Origin of the sequence: Porphyromonas pasteri (assembly GCF_014647755.1) — a bacterium.
In the GTDB taxonomy this organism is placed as follows: Bacteria; Bacteroidota; Bacteroidia; order Bacteroidales; family Porphyromonadaceae; genus Porphyromonas; species Porphyromonas pasteri.
The window spans coordinates 1-12,740 of the sequence record NZ_BMPU01000001.1; the positions used below are offsets into that span (position 1 = coordinate 1).

The 12,740-nt window shown below is 55.8% G+C and carries 11 protein-coding genes; all 11 read left to right on the forward strand.

Annotated features, from left to right (window positions below; genetic code table 11):
- The first annotated feature begins 395 nt into the window (after nt 1–395).
- The 11 genes from IEX77_RS00005 to IEX77_RS00055 all read left to right on the forward strand — a co-directional run bounded on the left by IEX77_RS00005 (nt 396) and on the right by IEX77_RS00055 (nt 12,724).
- Nucleotides 396–1,670 (forward strand): O-acetylhomoserine aminocarboxypropyltransferase/cysteine synthase family protein, encoded by a 1,275-nt coding sequence (locus IEX77_RS00005; RefSeq protein ID WP_188807000.1) that lies wholly within the window; start codon nt 396–398, stop codon nt 1,668–1,670.
- A 1-nt stretch (nt 1,671) separates the two neighbouring features.
- Complete coding sequence (locus IEX77_RS00010) at nt 1,672–2,634, forward strand: alpha/beta fold hydrolase (RefSeq protein ID WP_188807002.1); 963 nt, start codon at nt 1,672–1,674, stop codon at nt 2,632–2,634.
- Nucleotides 2,631–5,063 (forward strand): aspartate kinase, encoded by a 2,433-nt coding sequence (locus IEX77_RS00015; protein WP_188807005.1) that lies wholly within the window; start codon nt 2,631–2,633, stop codon nt 5,061–5,063. Before IEX77_RS00010 ends, IEX77_RS00015 begins: the two co-directional genes overlap by 4 nt.
- A 411-nt stretch (nt 5,064–5,474) precedes the next feature.
- A complete protein-coding gene (locus IEX77_RS00020) occupies nt 5,475–6,035 on the forward strand; it encodes a hypothetical protein (protein WP_188807007.1) in 561 nt (186 codons plus the stop codon).
- A 57-nt stretch (nt 6,036–6,092) separates the two neighbouring features.
- Entirely contained in the window at nt 6,093–7,463 is a 1,371-nt protein-coding gene (locus IEX77_RS00025) for a DUF389 domain-containing protein (RefSeq protein ID WP_188807009.1), read from the forward strand.
- Between the two features lie 168 nt (nt 7,464–7,631).
- Entirely contained in the window at nt 7,632–8,222 is a 591-nt protein-coding gene (locus tag IEX77_RS00030) for a hypothetical protein (RefSeq protein WP_188807011.1), read from the forward strand.
- Nucleotides 8,223–8,602: 380 nt separating this feature from the next.
- Entirely contained in the window at nt 8,603–10,510 is a 1,908-nt protein-coding gene (dnaK, locus tag IEX77_RS00035; RefSeq protein ID WP_188807013.1) for a molecular chaperone DnaK, read from the forward strand.
- A gap of 561 nt (nt 10,511–11,071) precedes the next feature.
- Complete coding sequence (locus IEX77_RS00040; RefSeq protein ID WP_188807015.1) at nt 11,072–11,341, forward strand: hypothetical protein; 270 nt, start codon at nt 11,072–11,074, stop codon at nt 11,339–11,341.
- Nucleotides 11,342–11,373: 32 nt separating this feature from the next.
- Nucleotides 11,374–11,790 carry a hypothetical protein gene (locus IEX77_RS00045; protein WP_188807017.1) on the forward strand — a complete coding sequence of 139 codons (417 nt, stop codon included), beginning with the start codon at nt 11,374–11,376 and terminating at the stop codon, nt 11,788–11,790.
- Between the two features lie 33 nt (nt 11,791–11,823).
- Nucleotides 11,824–12,336 carry a hypothetical protein gene (locus IEX77_RS00050; protein ID WP_188807019.1) on the forward strand — a complete coding sequence of 171 codons (513 nt, stop codon included), beginning with the start codon at nt 11,824–11,826 and terminating at the stop codon, nt 12,334–12,336.
- A gap of 40 nt (nt 12,337–12,376) precedes the next feature.
- The gene (locus IEX77_RS00055; RefSeq protein WP_188807021.1) at nt 12,377–12,724 is read left to right on the forward strand and encodes a hypothetical protein; all 348 of its coding nucleotides are present in this window, start codon (nt 12,377–12,379) and stop codon (nt 12,722–12,724) included.
- The last annotated feature ends 16 nt before the right edge of the window (nt 12,725–12,740 follow it).

Genomic DNA, 12,740 nt, shown 5'->3' on the forward strand with positions numbered 1-12,740 from the left:
CGCTTCGTTTTCCCCCCCCCCCCCCCCTTGGCTACTTGGAAGGACTTCACACGCGACACACTGCGTGCGTGTCATATGTGAGAGCTGGGGGAGTCTCTACATTATATATAGCTCCTGCGAGACGGGAGATTTGGAGGGTAGTTAATTTTCATTACCTTTGCCCGAAAGAAACTCAAGAAGAGAAGTATTAGATGAAGCGTACCACGTACATGATGTCCATGATGATGATGCAGATGATGTCTGCGTCGGGCTCGTCACATCTGTACTTCGCATAGTCGAATCTCCAAGATATCACGTAAGCCCGCTGCAGTCCATGATTGCAGCGGGCTGTGCTTTTATAGCACCTCCCCATTTACTCCCCATTACTATTCACCCCACAAACAACGACGAAGACAATGAGCAAGAACGTATCTACCCTGGCCCTCCACCACGCTTTCGATCCCACTGCAAACTGCGGCTCCACTGCAGTGCCCCTTTATCAGGCGAATGCCTTCGCTTTTGATAGTACTGACCACGCTGCTGGGGTCTTTGACCTGCAGATCCCTGCCTACCTCTATACCCGCCTCAATAACCCCACGACCGACGTCCTTGAGCAGCGCCTGGCAGCCCTTGAAGGTGGTGTCGGTGCCATAGCTACGGCAAGCGGCATGGGTGCTATCGCTACGACGATCTTCACCCTGCTGCGTGCTGGTGACCATATTGTAGCCTCCTCCAGCGTCTACGGCGGTACGTACAATCTCTTGAGCGTCACACTGCCCCGCCTCGGTATCACGACGACCTTCGTCGATGCCCAGGATCCCAAGAACTTCGAGGCAGCTATCCAGCCCAATACCAAGCTCGTCTATACCGAGACGCTGGGCAACCCCAAGCTCGACTTCGTCGATATCGCCGCTGTAGCTGATATTGCCCATGCTCACGGCCTCCCCCTCGCCGTAGATAATACGCTGACACCTGTGCTCTGCCGCCCCATCGATCATGGTGCTGATATCGTGATCTACTCGCTGACGAAGTACTTCTGCGGTAATGGTACGGCTATGGGTGGTGCAGTGATCGACTCGGGTAAGTTCGACTGGACGAATGGTAACTTCCCTGACTTCACCGAGCCCAGCCCAGGCTATCACGGCCTGCGCTACAGCGAGACGTTTGGCCCTGCTGCCTTCATCGTCCGTGCTCGTGTCGAAGGGCTGCGTGACCTCGGTAGCTGCCTGAGTCCCTCGAATAGCTTCATCTTCATCCAGGGTCTTGAGACGCTCTCGCTTCGCATCCAGCACGCTTCGCAGTCGGCACTTGAGATCGCTCGTTGGCTCCAGAGCCAGCCTGAGGTCGCTTGGGTGAGCTACCCTGGTCTGGAGTCAGATCAGCATCATAAGATCTGCGACCGCTACCTCAAGGGAGGCTTCGGCTGTATCATCACCTTCGGTCTGAAGGACGGCTACGAGGCTGCTAAGAGCTTCGTCGATAACACGGAGATCTTCCGCATCGTGGCCAACCTCGGCGACACGAAGTCCCTCATCATTCACCCCAGCAGCACGACGCACCGTCAGCTCTCCGAGGAGCAGCAGCGCTCGGCAGGTGTCACCCCCGACCTGGTGCGCCTCTCCATCGGCCTCGAAGGTATCGAAGACCTCAAGGCAGACCTGGCTCAAGCACTGAAGAAGGCGACGAAGTAAGATGCTGCACGAAGTCTCTATCCCCGACTTTCGCTCCGAGCGAGGTGAGTCTTATCCCGAGGTCATACTGAGCTATGAGGTGGCTGGTCCACCTCTTGGCTCGGCGCCTCTGGTAGTCGTGTGCCACGCCTTGACGGGTAACTCTACCGTCACAGGCGAGCAAGGCTGGTGGAATAAGCTCATCAGCGAGGAGGGGGCTATCTCTCCGACGCACTACACGATCCTCTCCTTCAATATCCCAGGCAATGCCTATGATGGGCGCGAAGCCGAAGATCCCGAGGCCTTTGAGCTGCGTGATGTCGCTCGTCTCTTCCTCCTCGGTCTGGAGGCGCTGGGCGTGAAGGAGGTCTATGCTGTCATCGGAGCTTCGATGGGCGGAGCGCTTACGTGGCAGATAGCTTATCTCAACCCAACGCTGGCGAAGCATATCTTTCCCATCGCTTGCGACTATCGTGCTTCGGACTGGCTGCTCACGCAGACGCTTATCCAGAAGCAGATCCTTGCGCACTCCTCGCACCCGCTGGAGGATGCACGCATCCATGCGATGTCGTGCTACCGCACGCCTCAGTCGCTCAATGTGCGCTTCGCTGGTCAGCGTGATAGTCGGGGTACAGGCTCAGGGCAGTACGACGTCGAGAGCTGGCTTCTCTACCATGGCGATGCCTTGGCACGCCGCTTCAAGCTCTCGGCCTACCATGTGATGACGCACCTGACCTCGACTATCGGGGTCTGTGAGGAGGTAGAGGCTCTTGCACGTATCCGTTCGGCTATCCATATAGTCTCCATCAATAGCGACCTCCTCTTCACCCATGACCGTGCTGAAGCGACCTATGAGGCGCTGCGTGCGCTGGGTATGGACGTGAGCCTTGCTGTCATCCACTCGATCCATGGGCATGATGCCTTCCTCATGGAGTACGAGCAGCTCAATCATATCATCAGACCTTACTTTCCTACTCACGTATGAAGATCTTGAAGTTCGGGGGGAAGTCCCTGGATAATGGTAGCGGCATCTTGACGGTGCTGGATATCATCATCGATAACTATCGCGCTGGCGAAGCTCCCGTCGTCGTGGTCTCAGCGCGCGGTAAGAGCACTGATGCCCTGCTCGCTCTCGCGGAGCAGGCTTGCGCTGGTGAGCCCTACGAAGCAGCCCTCCAAGCCTTCTGGGAACATCAGTGTCAGGATACTACGCTTCGCTTCGAGGCGGAGCGTGTGCAGCTGGAGCGCCTCCTCTCGGGGATCTCGCTCTTGGGCGAATGCTCCCCTCGTACTGCAGACGAACTCGTGAGCTATGGCGAAGTCCTCTCGTCGCAGTATGTCGCACAGGCGCTCAAGGACCGTGGCTACGAAGCCGTGGCGATTGACTCGGGTGACTTCCTCGTGACGGATGCCCACTACGGCTCGGCTTCGGTCTTTACCGAGGCTTCGCGAGAGCGCTGTCGTACGCTCTTTGCTGGGCTTCCCCCAGGAGTGATACCTATCGTCACGGGCTTCATCGCTCGTGATGAGGCTGGGCGTCGCACGACGCTTGGGCGCAATGGGAGCAACTACAGCGCAGCGCTCTTGGCGAACTTCCTCGAGGCTTCGCTGATGGAGAACTACACGCATGTCGATGGCATCTATACGGCCAACCCCAGTGTCGTAGCCGAGGCACGCAAGATCGACGAGCTCTCCTATGCTGATGCTGCGGAGCTATCGCAGTTCGGCGCAGAGATCCTCCATATCAAGACGATTGAGCCGCTACAGGAGCGGGGTATCCCACTGCGCGTGCTCAATACCTTCAGCTATGGTGAGGAGTCGAATGGGACACTCGTCACGGCTCATCCACGGGACAAGGTCGTGCGTGCGCTGGCTTCGCTCTCGGGTAAGGCGCTCATCCACTTCGAGGGGCGCAATATGCTTGGGCGCTCGGGGATCGATGCGCGTATCTTCCGCTCGTTTGAGGCAGCAGAGGTGAGTGTCAGCCTCATCGCTCAGGGCTCTACGGAGCGTGGTACGGCGATTGTCGTCGACGAGGAGGAGGCCGATCGCGCAGTGGAAGCCCTCGTGCAGGAGTTTCACCACGATCTCGAGACTGGTCATGTGACGAAGATCTATGCGGAGAAGGGGCTAGCAGTGGTCGCTATCATCGGGCTGAACTTATTGGAGTTCGACCGCCCCTATCGTGCCCTCGTGCGCAACCGCATCCTGCCTATCCTCCTCAGCAACTCGGTACCGGAGAATACCCTCTGCCTCCTGGTACGTGATGATGAAGAGCGTGAGAAGGCGCTGAAGGTCATCCACGGCGAGCTCTTTGAGCGCCCCAAGCGCATCCATCTGGCGGTCATTGGTCACGGCACGGTCGGTGGTGCTTTCATCGGGCAGATCATCCAGCAGCGTGAGCTCCTCATCGCGCAGAAGAATATAGACCTACGCATCTTCGCGATCGCTGACTCACGCCATCTTCTGCTTAGTTCTTCGGGTGCGGGGGCCGATTGGACGACCGAGCTGGAGCGTGCTCCCTTCTCGGGTGACCTTCCCGAAGCGATCATCAGCTACGGACAGCGTCAGGCACTGGAGAATATGATCCTCGTGGACAATACCTCGTCCCCTGTCATCGCTTCGCACTACGCTCGCTATGCAGCTGAGGGCTTCGATATCGTCTCCTCGAACAAGAAGGCGAACATCGCACCCTATGCCGACTACAGCTACCTGCGGGATACGCTCCAGCGTCATCGCCGTAGCTACCGCTATGAGACGAATGTCGGTGCGGGCCTCCCACTGATCGACAACCTCAAGCTCCTGCACCTCTCGGGCGAACGGATTACACGTATTCACGGGCTCTTCTCGGGAAGTCTCAGCTATATCTTCAACCGCCTCACCGAGGAGCCCGAGCGTTCGCTCCGCTCCATCGTCGAGGAGTCGGCACGCCTTGGTCTCACCGAGCCTGACCCGCGCGAAGACCTCAGCGGAGAGGACGTAGCGCGCAAGGTGCTCATCCTCGTGCGTGAGCTGGATGTACCTGCCGAACTCTCGGATGTCCGCTGGGAGAATCCCGTACCCGAGGCCTTGCGCTCGCTGAGTCTGGAGGACTTCTGGGCGCGCTTTGGTGAGCTGGAGGCTTCCATCGAAGCGCTACGTGCTACGGCTAAGCCCGATGAAGTACTCCGCTATGTCGGGGATATCGTCTGGGATGATGTGCGTCAGGAGGCGACGCTCTCGGCGGGACTCCGTCTCGTCTCCCGCACGTCGCCACTGGGTCGTGTGAGTGGTGCGGATAGCTGCTTCGAGATCTACACGGAGAGCTATGGTAGCCAGCCCATCGTCATCCAAGGGGCGGGTGCCGGTGCTGCCGTCACGGCACGTGGTGTCTTCGGCGATGTCCTGCGCTTGGCTGAGGGCTACGAGAGCTAAGAGCTCCACATTCGCCCGCTCTTGATAGAGGGCGGTGCAGTACCTTACTATTTCTTGAGGGTGCGAACCAATATAGGTTCGCACCCTCTTCCTATATGAGTACGTGGGTAGAGCTATATAGGATGGCGAAGAATGCTATATAGCTTTGTGAAGTGACCTCTATTAGGTTGTTGCTCTGCGTAGGGATAAAAGTTGTGGACGAGTGGCAGATAAGTTTGGGCTACGTACGTGGCCCTAATATCTACGTACGTGGATATTTGGACTGACGTACCTGGTCTTTAAGACTACGTACATAGACAGAGGAAAACCACTACGGGAAGGCGCTTTTCCCTTCAAGAGAAGGACACTTTTCCTCTGCTGGGGTGAATGCCGTATCTTTGTGAACCCTAATTCATTATTTGGCAGAAGACGATGAGCGAACAGGAAGCCTACCTCGAGCAATATACAAGTGAACTTCAGCCCCTCTTACTGCAGCTTGCACAGCAGGAGGGGTTTCTTCGTGGTCCCCTCTTAGAGACGGCAGACCTCGACGAGCTGTGGCCCGCGCTGGCACAGCCCTATATGGCCAGTGCCGTGCCCGACTTCGAGCAGTACCCGCTGGTGTCGCTCGGCTGGATGACCTTCGTCGGTATGGCGATGGCCGTGCTGTGGGATGAAGACTGGCAGCGCTATCAGCCGCTGGGCAGTGCGCTCTATACGCAGCTTCGTGATGCACGTGGCTGGGATGAGCTGGACGAATATGTGCTCGAAGATGTCCTCGGGATGCTCCGTGGCTCGGAGGAAGCCAAGCGCTATACCGACTTGGTACGTCGCTTGGCAGAGCTGGCGCTTACGCAGCTTCGTCATGAGAATGCCGAGCCATCGAGCCCCATAGCATTCCAGCTCTATGCACGTACGCTCTTCGGTCTCTATCGCATCGGAGTAGCGCTGGGCTTGGCACGCTTGGGCTACAAGCTGACTCAGGCTAACTAAGCTGGGTGGGGGAGTGTGCTCCCCGAAAGTCAAAGTCACGATATAAATACAGAGCATATGAATACATTCGATCGAATAAGAGTTTATTTCAATCTACGTCCTGACCTTGAAGAGGAGCAGGCGATCATCGAGGAGGTGACCCGTGGGGTGTCCTACCGTGGAGCTAATCTCTGGATCCTCATCGCAGCGGTCTTCATCGCGTCACTCGGGCTCAATGTCAATTCGACTGCTGTCATCATCGGTGCGATGCTCATCTCCCCGCTTATGGGACCTATCATCGGGATGGGGCTCGCTGTGGGGACGAATGACCTGGACCTCCTGAAGCGCGCGCTGAAGAACTTCAGTATCGCTATGCTTATCAGCGTACTCACCGCTACGATTTACTTCTTCATCAGTCCGCTGGAGGAGGCGCAGTCGGAGCTGCTGGCACGTACTACGCCGACAATCTATGACGTACTCATCGCCTTCTTCGGTGGTGCCGCTGGTATCATTGCCCTCTCGACTCGTGGTCGTGGAGGGAATGTGATCCCTGGGGTCGCCATCGCTACGGCACTCATGCCTCCGCTCTGTACGGCGGGCTATGGTCTGGCGACGGGGCAGCTGAACTTCTTCTTCGGGGCCTTCTACCTCTTCTTCATCAATACGGTCTTCATCAGCTTGGCGACAGCTCTCGGGGTGCGTATGATGCGCTTCCACTATCATGAGTTCCTCTCGCCTGAGCGAGCTAAGCACGCCCGAAATATCCTGATGCTTATCGTCATCGCGACGACGATCCCTGCGGTCATGATGACGATCAATATCATCCGTACGAGCATCTTCGAGAATGGACTTCGTCGCTTCATCTCCTCAGAGCTGGAACAGCCCGGGACACAGATCCTCTCCTCGGGGACAGATGCAGCGGCGAAGGAGCTACGTGTCATAGCCGTAGGGCGTGCGATCACGGAGGAGAAGCAGAGGTCAGCATCGGAGAATATGGAGCACTATGGCCTCGGTGGCTATCAGCTCTCAGTGATTCAGGGGGGAGCTTCGGATAGCTTGCTGGCGCTCAGTAGTCAGCTGGCGCAGCGCGCCTACAGTCAGGAGAGCGAGCATCAGAAGCTCCTCGAGCTCTCGGCTGATAATGCAGCGCTTACCCAGCAGCTCAATGCCTATACCCGATGTGAGGAGGTGGCCGAAGCCATCCGCCCCGAGCTGGCGGTACTCTTCCCTGCTGTACGCTCGCTGAGCTTGGCGCGTACCGTCGAGGTGCAGCGTGACACGACGGCTACCCGTCGCTTCGTCACGGCGGTCTTTGCTGTAGACGACTCGAAGAGCTGGACTTCGGCCGATGCCACTCGCTTCCAGGAGTGGCTCAAGACGCGCCTCTCGGGAGATAGTATTGTCCTGCTTCCTCGCACGCAGGCTGCTACTACGGCAGCTCGCCGATAAGGCTATCCCTTACCCGCCTCTTTGCGTAGAAGAGGAAGACAGTCCTCCCAAGCGGCGCATACCGCCTGGGAGGACTGCTGTATATGGGTGAGCTATTCGCTCGTTGGGCGGTCTTTTGTACCTTTGCCCTACCATCTAACATTATTCATCCAAACTACTATAGTAGCTATGAAATTACAAACTCTACGTGCTTGGGGCCGTCGGGCGCTGGTCGCTCTCCTCTTAGGCTCCGCTACTCCTCTTGTCGCACAGCAGTATTTCCCCAACGGAGATCCCTCTACACCCGACGAACACGGTGCGCGCTGGGTCTTCGGTGGGCTCGTCTCCTTCTGGCAAGACAATAAGGCCAAGACTACGACATTCGACTTCTCCCCTGAGGTCGCGTACCTCTTCAATGAGAATTGGGGACTCGGTGTCGTCGGGACCTATCAGTATCAGAAGGGGAATGGTGAAAGCGAGAGCCTCTGGGCACTACGCCCCTTCGCTCGCTACTACTATATGCGCCGCGAGCCTTTCAACCTCTATCTTGATGGTGGCTTCGGCTTCTCTACCTCTGGCGGTGTGAAGGGCTGGGAAGTGGGTCTGCGCCCTGGAGCGTGTGTCGACCTGACCAAGGGCCTGTGCCTGTGCCTGCGTCTTGGCTTCATCGGCTATCGTGATAAGTTCGGTGCTGGCGAAGAAGCTGGCCTCTCTACCTCGGGCTTCGGCTTGCGCTTCGCTCCCGAGGAGCTGCAGATCGGTCTCGAGCTGGAGCTGTAATTATACTCCTCCCTCATCGAGTACAGCGCGCCCCAGTGCTGATAGGTAAGTCCTGTCACACTGGGGCGCGCTGTATCTATACACGGGGGTAGAAGGGACAGATGAAGAGAGTATGCCAGCCTCTCTGTAGTATAAATGACACGATGTGTTTAGGTGAGTGTGACAATTTGGCGTACTCTCGTGGCGTATGCTTTTTGGCATAGCCTTTGACATAAGTAGGGCGTGAGTGTGAGTTGTTAGACTCCTCATAGGTGTCGCCCCTTGACCAAGTGCCTCCCTCGGTGAGGCAGTCGGCAGGCGGGCACCCTACGACGGAGGACGCAGCTGAAGCTCGGAAAGTAGAACAATAACAGAAACAAGATAAAAGACAAAAGAATATTATGGGAAAGATTATTGGAATTGACCTCGGGACTACAAACTCTTGTGTCTCCGTACTCGAAGGGAACGAACCTATCGTCATCGCTAACAGCGAAGGTAAGCGCACGACTCCCTCTGTCGTCGCCTTCATCGATGGTGGCGAACGTAAGGTAGGTGACCCCGCAAAGCGTCAGGCTATCACGAACCCCACGAAGACGATCTACTCGATCAAGCGCTTCATGGGTGAGACCTTCGAACAAGTGAAGGACGAAATCGCCCGCGTACCATATAAGGTCGTGCGTGGTGATAACGACACGCCTCGTGTCGACATCGACGGCCGTCTCTACACGCCTCAGGAAATCTCTGCTATCATCCTGCAGAAGATGAAGAAGACGGCTGAGGACTACCTCGGTGCAGAGGTCACGGATGCAGTCATCACCGTACCTGCTTACTTCAACGACGCTCAGCGTCAGGCTACGAAGGAAGCTGGTGAGATCGCTGGTCTGAACGTCCGTCGTATCGTCAACGAACCTACGGCAGCTTCGCTCGCCTATGGTCTTGACAAGAGCGACCGCGATATGAAGATCGCTGTCTTCGACCTCGGTGGTGGTACGTTCGATATCTCGATCCTCGAGCTCGGTGATGGTGTCTTCGAAGTACGCTCTACCAATGGTGATACGCACCTCGGTGGTGATGACTTTGACCACGTGATCATCGACTGGCTCGCCGAAGAGTTCAAGGCTGATGAAGGTGTAGACCTCCGTCAGGATCCTATGGCTATGCAGCGTCTGAAGGAAGCTGCTGAGAAGGCTAAGATCGAGCTCTCCAGCACGACCTCTACGGAGATCAACCTCCCCTACATCATGCCCGTGGGTGGTGTGCCCAAGCACCTGGTACGTACGCTGACTCGTGCAAAGTTCGAGCAGCTGGCTGACCGCCTCATCCAGGCTTGTGTCGCTCCTTGCGAAACGGCTCTGCGTGACGCTGGCCTCTCTAAGAGCGATATCGACGAAGTGATCCTCGTAGGTGGCTCTACGCGTATCCCTGCTATCCAGGAGATCGTAGAGAAGATCTTCGGTAAGGCTCCTTCTAAGGGTGTTAACCCTGACGAAGTCGTCGCTGTCGGTGCCGCTATCCAGGGCGGTGTCCTGACGGGTGAGATCAAGGATGTCCTTCTTCTCGACGTCACGCCTCTCTCTCTCGGTATCGAGACGATGGGTGGTGTCATGACGCGCCTCATCGATGCCAATACGACGATCCCCACGAAGAAGAGCGAGATCTTCACGACGGCTGTCGACAACCAGCCCGAGGTAGAGATCCACGTCCTGCAGGGTGAGCGCTCACTGGCTAAGGACAACAAGAGCATCGGTAAGTTCAAGCTCGAGGTAGCTCCTGCTCCTCGTCAGACGCCTCAGATCGAAGTGACCTTCGATATCGACGCTAACGGTATCCTCAACGTCACGGCTCTCGATAAGGCTACGGGCAAGCAGCAGAAGATCCGTATCGAAGCTTCCAGCGGTCTCTCTGACGCTGAGATCCAGCGTATGAAGGACGAAGCCGCTGCTAACGCTGAAGCTGACAAGAAGGAGACCGAGCGTATCACGAAGCTGAACCAGGCTGACAGCCTCATCTTCCAGACGGAAAAGCAGCTGAAGGAATTCGGTGATAAGCTCTCCGCTGACAAGAAGGCTGCTGTCGAAGCTGCCCTTGCTAAGCTCAAGGAAGCTCACTCAGCTCAGAATATCGAAGGTATCGACGCTGCTTCAGCTGAAGTACAGGCTGCCTTCCAGGCTGCAAGCGAAGAGATGTACAGCCACGCTAACGCTGCTGGTGCTGCTGATCCTGCCGCTGGTGCACAGCCCGGTGCTGGTGCCTCCTCGCAGTCTGCTGGTGACAATATCACCGACGCTGACTTCGAAGAAGTGAAGTAAGACACGCTTACTCCCGTCGCTGACGGGTGAAACGGATAAAGGCGAAGACGCCACTGTCCTCCCCCTTGTGGGATGGGCAGTGGCGTCTTCTTTTTGCCGGCCTCTCGAAGAGGGGCTGTGCGAACCTATATTGCTCACTGCTCCGACCAGTATTGGTCGCTGCTCCGACCTATATAGGTTGACTCACCGACCAATATAGGTTCATACCGCCTACCTATACAGCTTTGCTCATGCTCCTCGATGGGGCTCAGACCTTCGCAGGTAGAGTTGCTTTCGCTTTGGGGTAAAGTGGGAGGGGAGAGTACTGTGTATGTCTGCAGGTTACGATTTGGCTTTTAAGGCAATACTATTTACCTTTGCGACAAGTACAACGCGGACAATATAGGAATTCTTATATGTGTAAATATGTAAACGGGGGGGGGGGTAAATTGTAACCTAACCCTCTTTGTTGAGATAAAGGCTCGCCTTCATAGTGCTACTCAGTGGCACTATGGAGGTGAGCCTTTCTGCGTTTTACCCAATCGATAATCTTTATTACTAACCCAGATAAAACAGATTTGTATGGCTATCCAAAGAACCCAAAGCGGAAAGGTAGACAAGCGTACCAAGGAGTACAAGGAGATGTGTGCCAACCTGGCAAAGGCACGTAAGGCTGCGGCAAAGAAGTCCGCACCTAAGGCAACCAAGAAGTCTACTGGCAAGGTAAAGCGCACGGCTGACGGTACCGTTGACCTCCGCACCAAGGAAGGTAAGGAGATCGCAGCACGCATGGAAAAGGCACGTAAGGCTAAGCGTGGGGGGCTTATGAAGCGCATCTTGCGTCTTTTCTAAACAACAGATCACAGACCTAACAAAGAACGACAATGAAGACAGATATCAAGGTAACAGCTCGCCTCATGGCCTCTATCCTCGTGGCTGGTGGCGAATACGGTGAACAGGAGCAGGCGATCGTACTCGAAGTAGCAGAAGCCCTTCAATACAATGAAGACGACTTCTTCTCTGCAGTAGAAGCCGCTCTCGATGAAGTCGAAGAGCTCGATGAAGATAAGCTCAACACGACCATCAAGGAACAAGCAGCTCTCGTCGCTGACGAAGAAATTGGGCTGGTATTCGAGTCTGCGCTTGAGCTTTCGCTCGCTGACCGTGTCCTGACCATCTCCGAAGCAGAGATGCTCCACGCAATCGCAGAAGCTCTCGGCATCTCAGCTCCAATGGCTACTCTCCTCATCGCAGATATGCTCAAGGAAGAGGACGACATCGAAATCGACCTCGGAGAATAACCTCCCATATATCCTCACAGACAGATATCAGACATGGCACAAACAGACAAGGTACGCGTCTACGGGAAGGCGCAGAATCGCACGGCACTGGGCATCATACATGCCTGGGCACTCGCCTACCCAAATGGAACGCTCGAAGACTTACGTGCAGCCTTCCCCAATAGTCTCAATCCAGATAAGGGAACTAAAGAGAACTTCATCCTCTCACACGAGAAGGGAACAGAAGCAAACTGGGATGGCTACTTCAAGGAACCCGAGGAGATTGTCCTCTTGCAGGATGGCTCACAGGTCTCTGTAGTGAAGATGTGGACGAAGCCCAGCTTCGAGCGTATCGTAGCTAAGGCTAAGGAATACGGCATCGTAGTCGCAGAGTTCACAGAAGCAGAGAAGGGCTTCGGCAAGAAGGGGGGCTTTCGCTTGGAATACCTCAACGGTTGGACTCCCCCTGTCGCAAAGAAGAAATGCACGTGTTGCTGGATATGGCTGCTCCTAGCCCTGATAGCCATCGCAGCTGCGGTATACTTCTTCTGCTTCTATGGGAAGTAAACCACTCAGATAACACTCACCTAATAACACATAGATAATCATGACGATTAAGATCGATGGACGCCTCCTCGTGTCCACCCTTGCAGCTCGCTTCAAGGAAGAATTTGGCGGTACGCTCCGCATTTACAATGGTCGCACTCGCTGCGATGGATCTGAAAAGGTCAGCTCACTGGTCTCTGCCGTAGGTGAATATACCTGCCGTGGGAGTAAGACGGTCGGTGGATTCGAGAAGGATCTAAAGACCCAGTTCGGACTCAGTGTACAGGTCGCTTCAGCTGATGACTTCGTCCTCGCACTCGATGAGATGACGCTGGCTAAGCTCCCCGAGATCCCTAAGAAGGCAAGCAAGGCAGACATGGCTGCCCTGAAGAGCAAATACGCTAAGTAAAAACAACGCTTTATGA